This window comes from Blochmannia endosymbiont of Colobopsis nipponica (assembly GCF_014857065.1).
Classification (GTDB): domain Bacteria; phylum Pseudomonadota; class Gammaproteobacteria; order Enterobacterales; family Enterobacteriaceae; genus Blochmanniella.
Map to the genome: position 1 here is coordinate 71,252 of NZ_CP046533.1, position 19,828 is coordinate 91,079.

The window sequence follows — 19,828 nt, forward strand, 5'->3', positions numbered from 1 at the left end:
ATATTTATGTTACAATCGGAGCTTTGTATCTTTTTTAAGAGATATATTTATGACAAGAAATTAGTATTCTGTTTTAATTTTATATGTTAATCGTCTATGATTAGATTTTTTACAAATCTTAAGGTTTGTGATGTTTGCGTATTTTATACATCTAACTATTAAATAAATCAAAATTATTTGTGTTAATTTATGAGAAATGTATTTAATTTTAGTGCTGGTCCAGCTATGTTACCTGCAGAAGTATTGCAGCAGGTACAGAAGGAGTTGTTGGACTGGCGGGGTATTGGTGCATCCATCATGGAAATTAGTCACCGCAGTCAAGATTTTATCGATGTAGCTCAAACTGCAGAAAATGATTTGCGAGAAATTTTAGACATACCGGTTTATTATAAAGTGTTGTTTTGTCAAGGAGGTGCTCGTGCACAATTTGCAGCAGTACCAATGAATCTTCTTAAAAATAAAGATCTTAGCGTTGATTACATTAATAGTGGTTATTGGTCATATCATGCTGCTAATGAAGCAAAAAAATATTGTAATCCACATATCGTTGATGTCACCACTGTTGTTAATGATTTGTACAAAATTCAACCGATGCGGGATTGGTCTTTGTCCGATGATAGTTTTTATATTCATTATTGTCCTAATGAAACTATTGAAGGTTTGTCCATTGATGAAGATCCAAATTTTAAAACTTCTATTGTAATTGGAGATTTTTCTTCTACATTATTATCTCGTCCTTTGAATATTAGTAAATTTGGTATAATTTATGCTGCCGCGCAAAAAAATATTGGATTATCTGGATTGACGGTGGTTATTGTTCGTGAAGACTTATTAGGAAGTTATTGTAGAGAAGTACCATCAATTCTTAATTATCAATTATTAGCAAATAATAAGTCAATGTTTAATACTCCTCCTACTTTTTCCTGGTACATTGCAGGTTTGGTATTTAAATGGTTAAAAAAAAGAGGTGGTTTAGTGGTAATGAATAAACATAATAAGAATAAAGCTAGTTTGTTATATTCCACTATAGATAAAAGTGGTTTTTATTTTAATAATATTAGCCCTGAAAATCGTTCACTGATGAATGTACCTTTTAGGTTAATTAATAGTAAATTGGAAGATATGTTTTTAAAAGAAGCTCTAGATGCTGGTCTATATGCTCTAAAGGGACATAGGCTAGTTGGTGGTATAAGAGCATCATTGTATAATGCAATGCCTTTGAAGGGTGTACAAACTTTAGTGGAATTTATGAATTGGTTTTCTGATAAATATGGATAAATTTTTAAATTAATTGAAATTTCTATTTTTTAAAATTTATTTTGTATTAAAATTTTTTAGCTGGTTCTATCTCTTTTAATTTTCTTCATATTTGGTTTTATAATTTTATTTAAAATAGATTCATAGGATATAAATGCAAGATTTTATAACATTAGAACCTATTAAAAAAATAAATGGAATTGTTCATTTACCTGGTTCGAAAAGTATTAGTAATAGGGTGCTATTATTAGCAGCCCAAGCCAAGGGTATTACTAAGTTGATAAATTTATTAGATAGTGACGATGTTCGTCATATGATTGGTGCTTTAAGACAATTAGGTGTAGTGTGTAATTTTTCATCGGATTCTAAAGTTTGTGATGTCATAGGAATTGGTGGCGCATTACAGACAAAATCAGATAAAAAAATTTTGTTTTTAGGTAATTCGGGAGTGTCTATCCGTTTTTTAACTGCTGCATTATGTTTACAAAATGATGAGATAATTCTTACAGGGGATTTGCGTATGCAAGCACGACCTATTGGAGATCTTGTAGAAGCTCTACGTCAAGGAGGTAGTAAAATTAAATATATGCAGCAAGAGTATTATCCTCCGATACGTATATTAGGTGGATATTTCGGTGGATGTATTAACATTAATGGCAATATATCTAGTCAGTTTTTATCCGCTATGTTAATGATGGCTCCGTTAGCAGATCAAGACAGTTTTATAAATGTTAATGGAATGTTAACATCTAAACCGTATGTAAATATGACTTTGTCTATTATGGAAAAATTTGGTATTAAAATTGACCATAAAGATTACCGATTTTTTTATGTTAAAGGAAGAAGATGTTATAATACTCCAGGTTATTATGAAATAGAAGGGGATGCTTCCAGCGCTTCATATTTTTTAGCAGCGGCAGCTATTCGTGGAGGTTCTGTAAAAGTAATCGGAGTAAATAAAAATAGTATTCAAGGAGATATATATTTTGCGAATGTTTTAGAAAAAATGGGTGCAATTATTCAATGGGGGAAGGATTATATTGAATGTATTCGTGGGAATCTTAATGCTATTAATTTAGATGTGAATCATATCCCAGATGTTGCTATGACCATTGCCATTGTTGCACTATTTGCTAAAGGTACTACAACATTACGGAATATTTATAATTGGAGAGTAAAAGAAAGTGATAGATTAGCAGCTATGGCCACTGAATTGCGTAAAGTAGGTGCAGATGTTATTGAAGGTAATGATTATTTATCATTAACTCCTCCTATCAAAATTAGATCAGTGAAGATTGATACTTATAATGATCATCGTATTGCGATGTGTTTTTCCTTGTTAGCATTGTCGGATTCTAAAGTAACAATTCTTGGGCCAGAATGTGTCAAAAAAACCTTTCCGAATTTTTTTGAAGATTATTTACAACTAACTCGTTAGTTGTAAATTTATTTTTAATTTACTTTTGTAATTTTTATGATGAAGAAGATGTAACAATTGAAATTTAATCTTAATTATTATTAATCGTTTGTTATTTTTAGGATTTTATTATTATGGTAGCTTCACCAGTAATTACTATAGATGGACCAAGTGGATCTGGAAAAGGAACATTAAGCAAAGCATTAGCAAGTCAGTTAAATTGGTCTATTTTGGATTCAGGAGCTATGTATCGAGCTTTAGCATTAGTTGCATTACAGCAAAAAATAATTTTTAGTAATGAAAATCAATTAGCAAATCTTGCTGCTCGTTTAGACATACGTTTTATGGTAAATTTGAATAAGAGTAGTATTTTATTATATGGAAAAGAGATTCAAAAAGATATTAGTAGCGAAAGTATTGGTGATTTAGCGTCTAGTATTGCTATTTTTCCAAAAGTGAGAGAAGTTTTGTTATATCGACAACGTCTATTTCAGCTTCCTCCTGGTTTGATTGCAGATGGTCGGGATATGGGAACAGTAGTATTTCCGAAAGCTATTCTTAAATTTTTTCTCGATGCTTCTTATGAAGAACGAGTGAAAAGAAGAACTTTACAGTTGCAGAAAAAAGGTTTTAATGTTAATTTGAATAAGCTTTTAGAAAATATGAAAAAACGTGATGATCGTGATTCTAATCGTGTTATGTCGCCTTTGATTCCAGCAGTAGATGCCTTAGTGTTTAATTCTACTGGTCTTTCGACAGGCGAGTTAAAAAGTATGTTCTTGATGCATATTAGGCGGGTTTTGATTTTATAAATTATAACTACGTAGATTGTTGATTTTTTTTGGAAAAGATAATTGAATTAAATATTATGAATGGTACAATGTGTATTTTGTTATGTGTTTATATGACTTGATGGCATGAGTGTGTTAATTCAAATTTTTGAAGATTATTAAGATGACGGAATCATTTGCTAAACTTTTTGAAGAATCTTTAAAGAAAATTAAGATTTGTCCTGGTTCTATTATTAGTGCTACTGTGATTGATATTACCAAAAATGTTGTTTTGGTAGATGCTGGTTTAAAATCTGAGTCTACTATACCTATTGACCAGTTTCAAAATTCCCAGGGAATTTTAGAAGTAAAGGTAGGAGATAAGGTTGATGTTGCGTTAGATGCTATAGAGGATGGTTTTGGCGAAACGTTATTGTCTCGTGAAAAAGCAAAGCGCTATGAAGCATGGACTGTATTAGAAAAAGCTTATAAAGAAGAAACTACTGTGGTAGGTATAATTAATGGTAGAGTAAAGGGTGGTTTTACTGTTGAATTGAATGGAGTACGCGCTTTTTTGCCTGGTTCTTTGGTTGATATTCGGCCTATACATGATTCTTTTCATTTAGAAGGTAGAGAATGTGAATTTAAAGTAATTAAATTAGATCAGAAACGTAATAATATTGTAGTTTCTCGCCGCGCTGTTATTGAATCTGAAAGTAATGCTGAACGAGACTATCTTTTAAACAAATTACAAGAAAATATGGAAATTAAAGGTATTGTAAAAAATTTAACTGATTATGGAGCTTTCATAGATCTTGGAGGTGTAGATGGTTTGTTACATATAACTGATATGGCGTGGCGAAGAGTTAAAAATCCTAATGAAATAGTTAATCTCGGTGATGAAGTTAACGTTAAAGTATTAAAATTTGATAGGGAACGTAATCGTGTTTCTTTAGGTTTAAAACAATTAGGTGAAGATCCATGGATCACTATTACGAAGCGTTATCAAGAGGGTACTAAATTAATAGGACGAGTTACCAATTTAACTGATTATGGTTGTTTCATAGAAGTTGAAGGAGGAATTGAGGGGTTAGTGCATATTTCCGAAATGGATTGGACTAATAAAAATGTGCATCCATCTAAGATGGTTACTATTGGTGAATTTATTGAGGTTATGGTATTGGATATTGACAAGGAACGTCGTCGTATCTCTTTGGGTTTAAAACAGTGCAAGTTAAATCCGTGGAAAAAATTTGCTGAAACTCATAATAAGGGAGATCGTGTTGTAGGTAAAATAAAGTCAATTACTGATTTTGGTATTTTTATTGGTCTTGACGGAGGCATTGATGGTCTAGTACATACGTCTGATATTTCTTGGAATAACTTAGATGAAGAGGATATATGTAAATATAAGAAAGGGGATGAAATAACTGCGATGGTTCTTCAAGTAGATGCAGACCGTGAACGTATTTCTTTAGGTTTAAAGCAATTATTAGATGATCCATTAAATATTTATTTATCTTTAAATAAAAAGGGTTCCATTGTTGCTGGATTAATCAAGTCTGTTGATTTGAAAGGGGCTGTTGTTAAGTTAAAAGATGGTATTGAAGGTTATTTACGACGACCTGAAATATCTTCAAACAATCAAGATATTACTAATATTTTTCATGTTGGTGCCTCAGTGAATGCGAAAGTTATTGGTGTTGATCGTAAGAATCGTTTAGTTAATTTATCTATAGATTTTTGTGATGAAAGTATTAATCTTAATCCTGTTAATGCTAATCTCAATCAACAAGAAGAAATTATTCATTTTTCTAATACTATGATAGAAGCATTTAAAGCGGCAACTAAAAATGAATAATTTTAAATTTATAAAATTTAATGATATTTATTAGATGTGTCTAAAATAATTATTATTATTTTTTATGGCATTTGAAAACTTTTTCTTTATTGTGTTTTTGTTTTTGTTCTTGTTATTATAATACTATTTTTGGTTAAGATATAGCAAAGAAGTGCATTCTATGTTTTGTCTAATTAAAACATAAGTCAAAATTTTTTATGTTAGAATTGTTAATTCTTTAATAGTTATAATTGTAATGTTAAAAAATAATTCTTATTTTTCTACTTGGAAAATTTTTAGTCGTCTTTGGCCAATTATATCTCCTTTTAGAATAGGTCTATTAGTTGCCACAATTACCCTAATATTAAATGCTGGTAGTGATACTTTAATGTTGTCACTACTTAAGCCTTTGCTTGACGATGGTTTTGGTAAGGCTAATAAAAATGTTTTTGTTTGGATGCCATTAGCAATAATTAGTCTTATGAGTATACGTGGTATTAGTGGTTTTATTTCTAATTATTGTATATCGTGGGTTTCTGGTAAAGTGGTTATGGAAATTCGTCGTCGATTATTCAGTCATATAATGGGTATGCCAGTATCATTTTTTTGTAAACAGTCTATCGGAGCATTGTTATCTCGTATAACTTATGATTCAGAACAAGTAGCTTCTTCTTCTTCCAGTGCATTGATTGTTATTATTCGCGAAGGGGCTTCCATTATTGGATTAGCTGTAATGATGTTTTATCATAGTTGGCAGTTGTCGTTAATAATATTTATAATAGCGCCAATTGTTTCCTTAGTTATAAAATTGGTTTCTAACAAATTTAGAAGAATTAGTAAAAAAATACAAACTACAATGGGGTTGTTAACTAGTAGCGCTGAACAAATGTTAAAGGGTCATAAAGAAGTATTGATTTTTGGTGGACAAAAAATAGAGAAGAAACATTTTAATTATGTTAGTAATTGTATGAGACAACAAAATATGAAGATGGTTGCTATTTCTTCAATTTTTGATCCCATTATTCAATTTATAGCTGCTTTAGCTTTGGTTTTTGTATTATATGTAGCTAGTATTCCAAAGATTATGGATATCTTAACTGCTGGGAGCATTACTGTAATTTTTTCATCGATGATAGTTCTAATGAAACCATTAAAATCTTTAACAAATGTTAACGCTCAGTTTCAAAAAGGTATGGCTGCTTGTCAAACTTTGTTTTCAATTCTCGATTTAAAAAATGAAGAAGATAGCGGTTTTTTAAATGTTGCTCGTGTACACGGAAATATTAGTTTTAAAAATGTCACTTTTTTTTATCCTGATAAAAATACTCCTTCTTTGTGTAATATTGATTTTAATATTTCCAGTGGACATACTGTAGCATTAGTAGGTAAATCGGGGTCTGGAAAATCAACTATTGTCAATTTATTAGCTCGTTTTTATAACATATGTCAAGGAGAAATATTACTTGATGATGTCAATATAAATAAATATAAATTATCGTCATTACGTAATCAGATAGCATTTGTTTCTCAGGATGTTCATTTATTCAATGATACTATTGCTAATAATATTGCTTATGCTTATAAAGATTGTTATGCCATTCGTAAATCTATAGAAGAAGTTGCATACATGGCTGGAGTAATGGATTTTGTTAGTCAAATGGAATACGGATTAGATACAATAATAGGTGAAAATGGTGTGCTTTTATCTGGAGGACAACGTCAACGAATTGCAATTGCACGTGCATTGTTACGCAATTGTCCCATTTTAATTCTTGATGAAGCTACTTCTGCATTAGATTCTGAATCGGAAAAGGCCATCAAAAAAGTTTTTGATAGATTAAGAAATAATAAAACATTATTAATAATTGCTCATAGATTTTCTACAATTGAAACAGCTGATAAAATTTTGGTAATAGAAAATGGCTACATTGTTGAACGCGGGACTCATGCATCTTTAATACGTCATCAAGGAATATACGCTCAGTTACACAAATTACAATTTAATTGATGTTTTCTCGTATTTGGTACAGTATTTCATTATATCATTTATTATTGTTACCTTTTTCTTTAGTATATGGTTTAATAAGTAGTGTTATTAGATTTAGTTATCATTGCGGTTTATTTAAATCAAATAAATTTCCATTACCGATAGTTGTAATAGGCAATTTAACAGTTGGAGGCAATGGTAAAACACCAATGGTAATATGGTTAGTTGAACGATTGCAACATCGCGGTTGGTTGGTAGGAGTCGTTTCTAGGGGTTATGGTGGACGATCTAAGAGATATCCTATTATTCTAAATGAATTAAGTAACAGTGACGAATGTGGTGATGAACCCCTTTTAATTTGGCAACGTACTAGAGCTCCTGTTGCTGTTTCACCTAATAGGTCGGATGCTGTAGCTGCGTTATTACGTCAATTTGAGTTGGATATTATTATAAGTGATGATGGACTACAACATTATGCTTTAGCAAGGGATATTGAATGGGTTATGGTTGCTCAGCGTCGTTTTGGTAATGGTTTATGGTTACCAGCAGGCCCTATGCGCGAACGAGCTACGCGGTTAAGTTCAGTTCATGAAATCATTGTTAATGGTGAAAAAATTAAATCAGGTGAAATTTCTATGAAATTATACCCTAGCATGGCTGTTAATTTATTAAATGGTGAACGTTGTGAATTGAAAACTTTGCGTAAAGTGATAGCTATGGCAGGTATTGGTTATCCGGAACAATTTTTTTCTACTTTACATTCAAGTGGAATAATACCTATAAAAGAAATAATTTTTACTGATCATGCATTGTATTGTGAAAAGATTCTTTCTTCTTTAGTAATGTATGATCAAATATTATTAATGACTGAAAAAGATGCAGTAAAATGTCGTAAGTTTGCTCATTTTAATTGGTGGTATTTACAAGTAGATGTATTTTTATCTCAAGATGCTGAAAATAAATTGTTACTAAGAGTAGAAAATAATATATATAAATATCGTATTGCAGCGTTAAAATGATGGATTGTATTTAATTAGATATAATTTTGAATTTTGGTATAATATAAATTTGATTTCCAATCATGAGTCTTATTCAAAGTATAGAGGAAAGAAAATGGATCGTCGTTTATTATCAATTATTGTTTGCCCAGTTTGTAATAGTAAGTTGTTTCTTGATAAAGAAAAACAAGAGTTAATTTGTAAAGTTGATTTATTAGGGTTTCCTATACGAAATGGAATTCCAATTCTTTTAGAAAAAGAAGCTCGAAGAATTTCTTATTATTAACTTACGCTGATGAATTTTGTTGTTGTAATTCCTGCTAGACTTGCTTCTCGAAGATTACCAAATAAATTGTTAATGGATATTCATGGTAAACCTATGATATCTTACACAGTAGAATCAGCTTTAGCATCTGGTGCTGATCAGGTTATCGTAGCCACTGATCATTTAAGTATTGTAAAAGCAATCAAATATTTACAATTGAATAGCGAAACATATTTAACCAAAGGAAGTTATAGGTCTGGTACTGAACGTATAAAAGAAGTAATTGATTATTATGGATTTGATGATGATCAAATCATTATTAATGTTCAAGGTGATGAACCTTTAATGCCATCTAAAGTTATTCATCAATTGGCAAATAGTTTACATGATAATAAAATTAAAATAGCTACAGCGGCAGTACCTATGACTTCGATGATGGAAGCTCGTAATGTTAATGTTGTTAAAGTTGTTTTGGATATTAACAATTACGCTCTTTATTTTTCTCGAGCAATTATTCCATATGATTTTAAATGTAATATTGTAAATAATGTTTGTAATACTAATATTAAGTTATTGCGTCATATGGGAATATATTCTTATCGCGTTCATTCTATTCATAGTTATGTACAATGGAATGCTAGTCCATTAGAAGAAATTGAATCTCTTGAACAATTAAGAGTTCTTTGGTATGGAGGGAAAATATATACTGTGATATTTAATGATGTATTTAATATTAGCGTAAATTCTATTGATGATTTAAATAAAGTTAGACTATTTATAAAAGAAAAAATTGATAATTAATTGGCTAATTGTGTTTATATTTTGAATTTGAAGATATTGAGTGGGTTGTTATAAAATTTTCGTAATAGAATGTATTTATGATTTTTGTCATAAATTGATAATATCCATTTGTTTTGTTTTTTTTTAATAAAATTTTGTGGTTTACTAAAAGATAAGCATGTTACAACAATCAAGATTAATAGTCGGTATATCTGGTGCCTCGGGAGCTATATATGGAGTACGATTATTAACTTTTCTACGTAAATGCAATATTGAATCACATCTTGTTGTTAGCAGGGCTGGTTGGGTAACTCTACAACAAGAATTAGGCATTGATAAGAATATTTTATATGAACAAGCTGATGTAGTGTATTCTCCTCAAGATATTGGAGCTGTTATAGCTAGCGGATCGTTTTTTAATATGGGCATGTTAATTGCTCCATGTTCTATACGTACTATGTCTGAAATAAATACAGGAATAACATCAACGTTGATGAGTAGAGTTGCAGATGTAATATTAAAAGAAAAACGTAAACTTGTTTTAATGATTAGAGAAACTCCATTACATCTTGGTCATTTACGAACAATGACTACTTTAACAGAAATGGGTGCTGTCATTATGCCACCAGTTCCTGCCTTTTATACTCATCCTAAATCTATTAATGATATGGTAGACTATACAATAAGTCGAGCTCTCAATATCTTTGGTATTTTTACAAAACTTTCTTCTTCTTGGTTAGGGATGAAAAATAAGAAACATTATTTTTAAATACTAAGTTAGTGATAACTTTCTCTATTACACGTATTTGTTTAATTCGGTAACAGAAACACAGATCATAATTAATTCTTTCATTTTCTTATTTTTATATATTTTATATAAAATAGTATAAATATTTATAAGTTCAGAATTAATCAGAGAAATCATCTTTCGTTGAATTTTCTTCATCCGAATTTGAATTACTACTATCGCTATATATTAAGAGTGCTTTTCTACTCAAAATTTTAGATAAAACATCGTTGTTTTGACTATCATATTTGATATTTAAACGATCTTCTTGTATTTTTTGTAACTTTAAAAGATGTTGTTCATTTCCTAAATTTAAAAATTTACTATTTTTAGCAGAAATAAGATTTTCCATCATTTGGTTATGTATATTTGTATTTTTGCTTTTTTGAAGTTGATTACTTTTTTTATTAATTATATCATAACTCTTTTCATTCAAGGTCGATGATGTTGATGGCGTTTGAATTACTGTTGTTGGTAATGATGTAGGTAAAGGAGGTGGTACAGGACACAGAAAACTGTTATCATTACCTTTATCTTCTTTTAATTGTTTTTTCATTTCGTCTACTTTTGTTGTTTCAGTCTTTTTTAAGTCTTTATCTTGTATTTTACATTGATTTTCATCTAATTTACTTACTGTGTTATTAGTGCTATTAGTTGTAATTGTTTTCTTATTATCTTTTGATAAATTTTCACCTGGTATAGCATATGAAGTTGATGGTTCGTAATTTTGTGATATTGTTGATTCTTTATCTTTTTGATTATAACAAGATTGATTATCAATTGCTTGTTTATCTTGTTGCTTTTCTGTTTGTTTATCAATATTTGCTTTATTAATTTTTTGATCCTTATTTTTTACGGCAACTTGCTTTTGTTTTTTACTATCATCGACAGAATGGTTATTTGCTTTTGTTTCTATATTTTTAGGAAAATCACTATTATTTTTTCGTCCCATTTTCCTTTCAATTTTTTTTAGAAATCTTTCTTTGCCCAATTCTATTTTTTCTTGAGTATTATTATAAAAAGAAGTTTGTACTAAGTGATAACCTTGCATTTTATTAGAAATTTTCTTAACTAAAGGTATATTATTATCTCGTACAACGAATTTATATAGATTACCATTAAGTGTTTTACCAAGAATATTAACATCCTTTAACTGTTGGTTAAAAGGTGTTCCGAATTCGTAGTTAATTAATATATTGATTTTTTTTTCTGTACAGAAATTTTTATTAAAGGTTTCACTTATGCTAAAAGTAATTATTGATATAGGATTAAATTCAATTTCAGTTACCCAATTTAGTAAATTTTTATTCTGTCTTGTTTTAGATAAATTTAAAATTTCATCATAAAAATAATATTTTAATTTCAATGTACCTGATAACGATGGATAAAAACGCAACCAACTACCAACATTTAAATCATAACCATTAAGAACATGCTCTTTATTTATACTACCTTGATTTGAAAAATATCGATTAGTTAAGGCATAATATTTATTAACTGTTAAATAAAAATAATTACAAAAAAATTCAGTACCTACACTTAAACGATGATAGTTTTCATCAGAAAGCTGCATATCATAAAAAGTATTATATCCTACAAACCATCGATTATCACGAACGATTCTTTGACCTACACCAACATTCAGAAAATTAATTTTTTTAATATTTTTAATACCGGTCTGAGTAAAAATGAAGTAATTGTGATCTTGATATACTTTACTCATTAAATCGATCAAATTATTGCTAATTCTTAGTTTAGTCAATAAATCATGTTGTTCATTTTTTATATTGTTTTCATTTTTTATATTGTTTTCATTTGTTATTGTTTCATTAATTGCCCTATATTGTTTATTTAGAATGTTTTTGTTCTTTTCAGATAATACGCCTTGAACTTCAGATGACACTTGATGGTACCTAATGTCGGCTTTACTATTCAAGTTAAAAATTGCAATTGCGATAATAAATAGCAAACACTTAATTATTTTTTTCACGTTATTTTATTGTTTCAGTTTTATTGTAAAATGAGCAAGATTTTTAAAATAACATGGCCTATCATAAATCATTAAAAAAAAACTTCAATAATTTTATGCAACATAATGTTATTTATTTAATATATTTGATTATTAGATTGAAATTTAGGTTAAATTCACTTAATCTGTTCCAGTATGTGAATTGAAATTTTGGTTCTCTATTCTAAAAATCAGATTTTAAATATTTTATTTTACTGTATAAAACAAAGTTTTTTATAAAAGTGCTTTTATGCCGATAAGTCGTATAGAAAAAGATTCAATAGGTTATATTGAAGTTGCTGATAATCAGCTTTGGGGATCTCAAACTCAGAGGTCATTGAAGTATTTTAATATCTCTGATGAAAAGATGCCTTTTGAATTGATTAGGGCCATTGCGCAAATAAAAAGAGTTGCGGCACAGGTTAATGCTGATTTAGGATTGCTCGATAGACGGTATGCGCAAGCAATTATTTTGGTCACTGATGAAATTTTAAATGGTGAGCACATGAAAGAATTTCCATTATCTGTATGGCAAACAGGTTCTGGTACACAAACTAATATGAATATTAATGAAGTTATTGCCAATCGTGCAAGTGAGCTATTAGGTGGTAAACGTGGCGAAAATAGAATAATACATCCTAATGATCATGTTAATAAGAGTCAAAGTTCAAATGATGTATTTCCTACTGCAATGCATATTGCCTCAGTAATAGCAATAAAAGAACATCTAATACCCCAGATCTTAATTTTAAAAGAAACTTTAGCTAAGAAATCCGTTGATTTTAACAATATTATTAAAATTGGACGCACTCATTTACAAGATGCAGTTCCTCTAACTCTTGGTCAAGAAATATCTAGTTGGGTATCCATGTTAGATCATAATTTGATTAATATCAAATTTACTCTTTCACATCTTTATGAATTAGCATTAGGTGGTACCGCTGTAGGTACCGGACTTAATTCCCATCCTGAATATGCACAACGTACAGCGTATAATTTATCTTTATTAACGGGTCATCCTTTTGTTACTGCTCCTAATAAATTCGAATCGTTAGCAACAAGTGATGCTTTAGTAAATACTCATGGATCTTTAAAAACTCTAGCTTCGTCCATGATGAAAATTTCTAACGATATACGTTGGTTGTCGTCTGGACCCCGTTGTGGTATTGGTGAATTAATAATTCCTGCAAATGAACCTGGAAGTTCAATTATGCCGGGGAAAATTAATCCAACACAATGTGAAGCTGTGAATATGTTATGTTGTCAGGTTTTTGGTAATGATGTTGCTATAAATTTTGGTGGCGCATCAGGTAATTTTGAATTAAATGTTCATCGACCACTTATTATTTATAATTTTCTCCAGTCTGCTAGGTTATTACAAGATGGAATTAAAAGTTTTAATCGTTATTGTATTTCTGGCATGGAGCCAAATCGTAAACGAATAATTCAATTGCTTGAAAAGTCTTTAATGTTAGTCACTGCACTTACTCCTTATATTGGTTATGATAAAGCAACTAAAATTGCTCAAAAGGCTTACCAAGAAGATTTGACATTAAAAGCGGCTGCGTTAAAGTTAGGTTATCTCGATGAACAAGATTTTGATAGGTGGATAAAACCAGAAAATATGGTGAATTTTAGTTGTAACAAGTAAATTTTATTGGGTAAGATAGACTATAATTTGAATTTTGTTTATTGAGTAGATCAGATTTGAATGAATAATGCTAAACGATATAAAATATTAAATATATTTAATGCCAATAATTCAAATCCTACTACAGAATTGGTGTATAATTCAGCGTTTGAATTATTAATAGCAGTGATTCTTTCTGCTAGATCTACTGACGTACAAGTTAATAAAGTTACTGATAATTTATTTGCTGTGGCTTCATCACCTCAAGCTATATTGAATTTAGGAGAAGATGCATTAAAAAAACAAATTAGATCTATTGGCTTATTTAATAAAAAAACAGAAAACATCATTAAAACGTGTGAATTATTAGTTAATTTATATGATAGTAAAATTCCAGCAAATCGTTATGCATTAGAAAGTTTACCTGGAGTTGGTCGTAAAACTGCTAATGTGATATTGAATTTAATTTTTGGATTTCCTACTATTGCTGTAGATTCTCATATTTTTCGATTTTGTAATAGGAGTCGTTTTGTCATAGGTGTTACTCTCAAAATAGTTGAAAGAAAATTGTTAACTGTCATTCCTGAAAGATTTAAAAGTAAATGTCATTCTTGGATGGTTTTACATGGAAGGTATGTTTGTACTGCAAGAAAGCCTCAATGTAGTTCATGTTGTATTAGAGAACTATGTGAGTATAATAAAAAAATTATTTAACTGTATCTAAATATGTAGAATATATATAAATAAGTAATTTTGAAATTTACATTTGTCTTACATCCAACAAATAAGGGAAAAATTTTTTTTACCACGTTTTAGTATAGTATAACGACCATATAATTTATCTGAATTTTGAAATACGTATTTTATTTCAGTTTGTTTTATACCATTGATTGTAATTGCATGAGATTGAATCAAAGATCTAGATTGCTGTTTAGAAGATGTTAATTTAGTTGCCACTAATGCTTGTTGTAAATTTATGTTATGCTTTAAAAAAACAGTTGTAATTTCACTATTTTTAGCCAATTGAAATAAATCTTCTTCTTTTAATTCAGTTGAAGATTTTTTAAATAAATTATGTGTAATGCGTTGCGCTGTAGCCAATCCTGTGGGGCCGTGTACCATACGGGTGATTTCATTAGCTAATAAGATTTGAGCATGATTATGATTAATGTTACTATTATATTTTTTTAATTTTAGTTCATTAATCATTCTAATATCTAAAAATGTGAAAAACTTTAAAAAACGATAAACATTCTCATCTGGAATATTAATCCAAAATTGATAAAATTTAAAAGGACTAGTTTTGCGAGGATTTAACCAAATTACATTATTTTCTGTTTTACCAAATTTAATATTTTTTGAATTTGTAATCAAAGGCACTGTAAAACCAAAAACCGAATTTTGATACATGCGTCTTGTTAAATCAATTCCTGAAATAATATTCCCCCATTGATCGGAACCTCCTATTTGTAATGTAACATTATAGTTTTGGTTCAAATATGCAAAATCGTAAGCTTGTAATAAATTATAACTAAATTCAGTAAAAGATATCCCTTTATTATTACGATTTAATCTTTGCTTTATTGCCTCTCTATCTATCATCTTATTAATAGAAAAAAACTTACCAATATTTCTTAAAAAGAATAACATATCCATTGAATTGAACCAATCATAATTATTTATTATGATAGCTCCATTTTTTTTATTATCAAAGTCTAAGAATTGATGAATTTGCAGTGTGATCTTTTTTGCCCAAATTTTTACTGTTTCTGCCGGATTTGATATACGTTCAGCAGCTTTAAAGCTAGGATCACCAATCAAACCTGTAGCTCCTCCTATTAATATTATTGGACGGTGTCCTGCAATTTGGAAATGTTTTAAACATAATAATGGTATGAGATGTCCTAAATGTAAACTATCGGCAGTCGGATCAAATCCGCAATAGATAGAAATTTTTTTAAAAGATAGTTTATTTGCTATTTTTTTTGCATTTGTTATTTGTGCAATTAATCCACGTTCTTGTAATAATTTTATTATATTTGTTTCGTTCATTATGATCATCTCATTTTATAAATATAAAGAATCTTTATCTTAATATTAAGTAACATTTAAATATTTAAGATTTAAATCGAATCCTCAAGCTGCAAGTTTTTTAATATTCCAATTATTTTTTGATAGATAAATCGATCATACAATTTATATTTACCATCTTGCCAAAATTTTTGGCTATCAATATAAACTTGATATCTGTCTCAAAATTTTGGAACTGATATTTCACGGTGTGGAAAAATTTTTTTTAAATCAAACACATCTTTTATTAGTTTTTCTTTAAAGTAAATATTGTTAGATTGAAAATAAACCCAAGAGTTAATCTGATTTTATCTTGGATGACTATAAAAATATTTGATTACTTGTTTTCTAGATAATATTTTACACATCCTAATGTCATGATTTTATGGTTTAATACTTTCTCAGAGAAATGTAAACTAACTCTGGAATTGTTTTTTTTAAATGTTGAGCTATTCGATTTTTTAAATTAGTAGAAAAAATCATTTTTTACTATCAAAATATTTCAATAAAACTAATTTTGATGTAGTTGATCATTCTTGTTGAAAATAGCTAAAGACACGATAGTAGTGTTTGGAATCTTAACACGCGTGTCTTTAGCTATTTTGTAAACAATTTTACAGACTTTTTTGTTAGATCATTTATATATAATTTTTATAGGTATATTCACGTTTTATACTAAAAATATTTAAGTTGAGTTTACTTATAAATATTTTATCTATTAAATAACCTATTTTTAATACAATATTTTTATGAAAACATCTTATATTACATTAAATCATCTCGGTAAATTATCGAAAGTATAAATTTATGAATTAAATATAACTTGTTAGACAAATTAACGAACCTTCAATGTTATAATTTATTTTGTTGAATATTATATGTTATCCTGTAATTCTACAATATTTTTTTCTAATTTACTAACCATTGTACCTAATAATTCAATATCTTTTGGATTAATTCCAGTTAACACTTCATTGCGAATATTATTAATGACATTATTTACTTCTTTAATAATAGGTTTAGCAGATTCAGTTAATTTAATGCGTTTAGCTCTTCTATCATTTATACATGTATGGCGAGTAATCAATCCTTTTTCTTCCAATTGATCGAGTGTTCTTACTAAAGATGGTTGTTCAATACCTATTGCTTTAGCTAATTTAATTTGTGATTGTTCTGGTGGTAATTTACAAATATTATATAATGTAATCCAATGTGTTTGTGTTAGTTTTAGAGGTTTCAAATGATGGTCAATTAAAGCACGCCATATTCTAACTAATCGAGCTAAATTTGATCCTAATGGTAATTCCAATTTTTTCTCCTTACGTTAATTAAAGTTTATTATCATGTAAATTTATTATTTGTTGATTATGGTGTAAAAATAATAAAATATTTTATTAATAAGGTTGGTGATATAATTATGAGTTATTACTCAATAGTCTTAGTTAATATTTTGATACTACACATTTATTAATATAACATATATATTTAAAAGCATCTTAAATTTTAATTATATATGTATAAATATAGATTTTGAAGAATTATTATTAATTATTCTTTATCTTATGATGTATTATTAATATTCAACAATTTGGAATTTTGTTTCACAATAATTTCTTTTGTGAATAAGTGATAATCTAGATTCGCATATTATATATTTATGTAGTTTTATATAATATTTCCAATATTATATAATTTAATATTAAATTTTTAATATTTTAATTTAATAAATTCATTGCTTATATGTAAATTATAAATTACTATAAAATTTGTTTATGTGTACTCATTTTAATATAATTACGTATACGGGGTATGTTATTGAATTTTTATTTGTAAATATTATATAAAGTTATAAATTTTAGAATTTTCTTTTTATAATTTTTATCTTAACCTTCAAGGTTAAATCTAAGTTATAATTTAGTGTGTTTTTTGTTTTTTATATAATGGAATTAATCTTAAATTTTAATTTTTAGAACATAGTTTATATTTATATTTTATCAAAATCATGATTGAAATTAATAGATAATTAAGTATTTTCCGTAATTTTTAATAAAGTAACATGATCAAAAAAAATAGTTTTAATACTCTTAATGCACGTTTTCGTGGATTCTATCCAGTAGTCATTGATGTAGAAACAGCTGGGTTTAATCCTAATACTGATGCTTTATTAGAAATCGCAGCTATTACATTAAAAATGGATTGTAATGGTTGGTTGAAAATTGATACTAAAATAAATTTTCATATCAAATCTTTTCCAGGAGCAACTTTGCAACCATCTGCATTAGCTTTTAATGGTATAGATCCTTATAATCCATTACGTTCTGCCGTGACGGAATATGAAGCTTTAAATGAAATTTTTAAGATGGTGCGTCAAGGTCTTAAGAGCCAGGATTGTAATCGAGCTATCCTAGTTGCTCATAATGCCGCTTTTGATCATGGTTTTCTTATGGCTGCCATTGAACGATCTGACTTTAAGTATAATCCTTTTCATCCTTTTGTAACTTTTGATACTGCTACTTTAAGTGGTTTAGTTTTAGGACAAACAGTACTAGCTAAAGCTTGTATATGTGCAGGAATAGTGTTTGATAATAATAAAGCACATTCTGCTATATACGATACCGAACGTACTGCAATGCTTTTCTGCAAATTAGTAAACCGTTGGAAAAAATTGGGAGGATGGCCTGCATCAGTACTCTAGAGTTACGAAATAGACAATTTTATTTTAATTTATATTTTATTTCTGTAACCCATATTTGATTAATGTTTGCTCAATAAGACTTTGCAACTTTCCTTTTCGATACATTTCAAGTATTAGATCGCAACCACCTATCAAGTTGCCATCTATCCATAATTGAGGAAAAGTAGGCCAACCAGAAAATTTTGGTAATTCAGAACGAAGATTCGGATCAACTAAAACATCGATATAAGTAACATTTTTACTACAAATGGACAACACTTGAGCTGCTTTAGAAGAGAATCCACAACTAGGTGAAGATGGAGTACCCTTCATGTATAATAGGATTTTATTATTTTGAATTTGTTGTTGAATTTTTTTAATAGCTGACATTAGAAACTGCCCAAAATTTGAAAGCAATAAACATTATTTTTATATTTTATGGGGTTAAATACACTTATCGTATAAAGCGATGATGGATACAAAACCCCAGTTTTTGTTTATTTATATACAATGCTGCTTTTGCATATGTTTATTAACTACTTAGTTAACAATCTATTGTAATTAAATGTAAAAATCAAGAAAAATATAATAAAATTAAATAAAATGTTTCATTATTATGAATAAATTTCTATGATTTAAATCTAGAAGTTAAAAATATTTAATAAGAATTATTTTGAATTATTTTTTTAGTAAAAATTGACATCATACGTTCAGCGGTATTTATAATAATACGAGTTTGTATGTCAATTTCTATATTTACAATATCATCTATTTTTTTATTTCCAAGAGTAGTATATTCTAAAGTTTTCGGAATTAATGCAACACAAAAATAATTTTTAATGACTTTACATATTGTTAAACTAACTCCATCTATTCCAATAGATCCCTTATATAAAAGGTATTTTTGCATTTTTTTCTTATTTATTTCAAACCAAATTTTTCTGTTATTTATTGCGAATATAATTTTTCTAAGTGTTGCTGTGCAGGTAATCTGTCCATACATTAAATGTCCACCAATTTCTTTATTAAAGAATATAGCTCTTTCTAAATTAACAATATTACCTACATTTAGTATTTTTAGATTGGTTATTTTAAGAGTTTCTTTTATGATGTCGAAACTTACTAATTTTTTCTGAATATTACTAACAGTTAAACAACAACCATTATAAGAAATTGATGAACCAAGTTCTAAACCCTGTAATAAGAATTTAGGTAATAGTATTGTATGAATATGAAAATTGGTTTTTTTGATGATAGAAACAATTGGTACAGTAGTTTTTATAATACCAGTAAACATATATTAAGATCCTTTGTGAAAATAAGAAATTTTATATTATTATCTGCT

Annotated in this window: 17 protein-coding genes; 12 read left to right on the forward strand and 5 right to left on the reverse strand. The window is 28.2% G+C overall.

The window, feature by feature from the left end; all coding sequences use genetic code 11:
* Positions 1-189 precede the first annotated feature (189 nt).
* The 9 genes from serC (at position 190) to GN160_RS00365 (ending at position 10,083) form a co-directional block, all read left to right on the forward strand.
* Positions 190-1,278, forward strand: coding sequence for a 3-phosphoserine/phosphohydroxythreonine transaminase (gene serC, locus GN160_RS00325; RefSeq protein ID WP_192380431.1), 1,089 nt, complete (start codon positions 190-192; stop codon positions 1,276-1,278).
* Between the two features lie 133 nt (positions 1,279-1,411).
* Positions 1,412-2,695, forward strand: coding sequence for a 3-phosphoshikimate 1-carboxyvinyltransferase (aroA, locus tag GN160_RS00330; protein ID WP_192380434.1), 1,284 nt, complete (start codon positions 1,412-1,414; stop codon positions 2,693-2,695).
* Between the two features lie 110 nt (positions 2,696-2,805).
* A complete protein-coding gene (gene cmk, locus GN160_RS00335) occupies positions 2,806-3,486 on the forward strand; it encodes a (d)CMP kinase (protein WP_192380849.1) in 681 nt (226 codons plus the stop codon).
* A gap of 142 nt (positions 3,487-3,628) precedes the next feature.
* Positions 3,629-5,305 carry a 30S ribosomal protein S1 gene (rpsA, locus tag GN160_RS00340; RefSeq protein WP_192380436.1) on the forward strand — a complete coding sequence of 559 codons (1,677 nt, stop codon included), beginning with the start codon at positions 3,629-3,631 and terminating at the stop codon, positions 5,303-5,305.
* A gap of 235 nt (positions 5,306-5,540) precedes the next feature.
* Entirely contained in the window at positions 5,541-7,292 is a 1,752-nt protein-coding gene (gene msbA, locus GN160_RS00345; protein ID WP_192380438.1) for a lipid A ABC transporter ATP-binding protein/permease MsbA, read from the forward strand.
* Positions 7,292-8,290 (forward strand): tetraacyldisaccharide 4'-kinase, encoded by a 999-nt coding sequence (lpxK, locus tag GN160_RS00350; protein ID WP_192380440.1) that lies wholly within the window; start codon positions 7,292-7,294, stop codon positions 8,288-8,290. The genes msbA and lpxK overlap by 1 nt, the downstream gene beginning before the upstream one ends.
* A gap of 94 nt (positions 8,291-8,384) precedes the next feature.
* Positions 8,385-8,555 carry a Trm112 family protein gene (locus GN160_RS00355; RefSeq protein ID WP_192380441.1) on the forward strand — a complete coding sequence of 57 codons (171 nt, stop codon included), beginning with the start codon at positions 8,385-8,387 and terminating at the stop codon, positions 8,553-8,555.
* A 9-nt stretch (positions 8,556-8,564) separates the two neighbouring features.
* A complete protein-coding gene (gene kdsB, locus GN160_RS00360) occupies positions 8,565-9,335 on the forward strand; it encodes a 3-deoxy-manno-octulosonate cytidylyltransferase (protein WP_192380443.1) in 771 nt (256 codons plus the stop codon).
* Positions 9,336-9,492: 157 nt separating this feature from the next.
* A complete protein-coding gene (locus GN160_RS00365) occupies positions 9,493-10,083 on the forward strand; it encodes a UbiX family flavin prenyltransferase (protein WP_192380445.1) in 591 nt (196 codons plus the stop codon).
* Positions 10,084-10,222: 139 nt separating this feature from the next.
* Here GN160_RS00365 and GN160_RS00370 read toward each other — a convergent pair whose 3' ends face one another.
* Complete coding sequence (locus GN160_RS00370) at positions 10,223-12,004, reverse strand: inverse autotransporter beta domain-containing protein (RefSeq protein WP_192380447.1); 1,782 nt, start codon at positions 12,002-12,004, stop codon at positions 10,223-10,225.
* 355 nt (positions 12,005-12,359) lie between these two features.
* Between GN160_RS00370 and fumC the strand changes: the two genes are divergently transcribed.
* Together fumC and nth are read left to right on the forward strand one after the other, a co-directional pair.
* Positions 12,360-13,760 carry a class II fumarate hydratase gene (fumC, locus tag GN160_RS00375; protein WP_192380448.1) on the forward strand — a complete coding sequence of 467 codons (1,401 nt, stop codon included), beginning with the start codon at positions 12,360-12,362 and terminating at the stop codon, positions 13,758-13,760.
* A 60-nt stretch (positions 13,761-13,820) separates the two neighbouring features.
* A complete protein-coding gene (nth, locus tag GN160_RS00380; RefSeq protein ID WP_192380450.1) occupies positions 13,821-14,453 on the forward strand; it encodes an endonuclease III in 633 nt (210 codons plus the stop codon).
* A 57-nt stretch (positions 14,454-14,510) separates the two neighbouring features.
* Here the strand turns inward: nth and tyrS are convergent, their stop codons facing one another.
* Positions 14,511-15,791 (reverse strand): tyrosine--tRNA ligase, encoded by a 1,281-nt coding sequence (gene tyrS / locus GN160_RS00385; RefSeq protein WP_192380452.1) that lies wholly within the window; start codon positions 15,789-15,791, stop codon positions 14,511-14,513.
* A gap of 892 nt (positions 15,792-16,683) precedes the next feature.
* Positions 16,684-17,118: a transcriptional regulator SlyA gene (gene slyA, locus GN160_RS00390; protein ID WP_192380453.1), complete on the reverse strand. Its 435-nt coding sequence runs from the start codon at positions 17,116-17,118 to the stop codon at positions 16,684-16,686.
* Positions 17,119-17,865: 747 nt separating this feature from the next.
* On the opposite strand from slyA, the gene rnt reads away from it, so the two are divergent.
* Positions 17,866-18,504 carry a ribonuclease T gene (gene rnt / locus GN160_RS00395; RefSeq protein WP_192380455.1) on the forward strand — a complete coding sequence of 213 codons (639 nt, stop codon included), beginning with the start codon at positions 17,866-17,868 and terminating at the stop codon, positions 18,502-18,504.
* A 36-nt stretch (positions 18,505-18,540) separates the two neighbouring features.
* On the opposite strand, the gene grxD is transcribed toward rnt, so the two are convergent.
* On the reverse strand, positions 18,541-18,873 hold the full coding sequence (grxD, locus tag GN160_RS00400) for a Grx4 family monothiol glutaredoxin (protein ID WP_192380457.1): 333 nt from the start codon (positions 18,871-18,873) through the stop codon (positions 18,541-18,543).
* A 268-nt stretch (positions 18,874-19,141) separates the two neighbouring features.
* On the reverse strand, positions 19,142-19,780 hold the full coding sequence (locus GN160_RS00405) for a riboflavin synthase subunit alpha (protein WP_192380458.1): 639 nt from the start codon (positions 19,778-19,780) through the stop codon (positions 19,142-19,144).
* Positions 19,781-19,828: the final 48 nt, after the last annotated feature.

Excerpts from the sequence above, each read along its gene's own strand:
- serC (WP_192380431.1), top strand. The coding sequence starts at position 190 with ATGAGAAATGTATTTAATTTTAGTGCTGGTCCAGCTATGTTACCTGCA.
- aroA (WP_192380434.1), top strand. The coding sequence starts at position 1,412 with ATGCAAGATTTTATAACATTAGAACCTATTAAAAAAATAAATGGAATT.
- rpsA (WP_192380436.1), top strand. The coding sequence starts at position 3,629 with ATGACGGAATCATTTGCTAAACTTTTTGAAGAATCTTTAAAGAAAATT.
- msbA (WP_192380438.1), top strand. The coding sequence starts at position 5,541 with ATGTTAAAAAATAATTCTTATTTTTCTACTTGGAAAATTTTTAGTCGT.
- lpxK (WP_192380440.1), top strand. The coding sequence starts at position 7,292 with ATGTTTTCTCGTATTTGGTACAGTATTTCATTATATCATTTATTATTG.
- GN160_RS00355 (WP_192380441.1), top strand. The coding sequence starts at position 8,385 with ATGGATCGTCGTTTATTATCAATTATTGTTTGCCCAGTTTGTAATAGT.
- kdsB (WP_192380443.1), top strand. The coding sequence starts at position 8,565 with ATGAATTTTGTTGTTGTAATTCCTGCTAGACTTGCTTCTCGAAGATTA.
- GN160_RS00365 (WP_192380445.1), top strand. The coding sequence starts at position 9,493 with ATGTTACAACAATCAAGATTAATAGTCGGTATATCTGGTGCCTCGGGA.
- fumC (WP_192380448.1), top strand. The coding sequence starts at position 12,360 with ATGCCGATAAGTCGTATAGAAAAAGATTCAATAGGTTATATTGAAGTT.
- nth (WP_192380450.1), top strand. The coding sequence starts at position 13,821 with ATGAATAATGCTAAACGATATAAAATATTAAATATATTTAATGCCAAT.
- tyrS (WP_192380452.1), bottom strand. The coding sequence starts at position 15,791 with ATGAACGAAACAAATATAATAAAATTATTACAAGAACGTGGATTAATT.
- rnt (WP_192380455.1), top strand. The coding sequence starts at position 17,866 with ATGATCAAAAAAAATAGTTTTAATACTCTTAATGCACGTTTTCGTGGA.
- grxD (WP_192380457.1), bottom strand. The coding sequence starts at position 18,873 with ATGTCAGCTATTAAAAAAATTCAACAACAAATTCAAAATAATAAAATC.
- GN160_RS00405 (WP_192380458.1), bottom strand. The coding sequence starts at position 19,780 with ATGTTTACTGGTATTATAAAAACTACTGTACCAATTGTTTCTATCATC.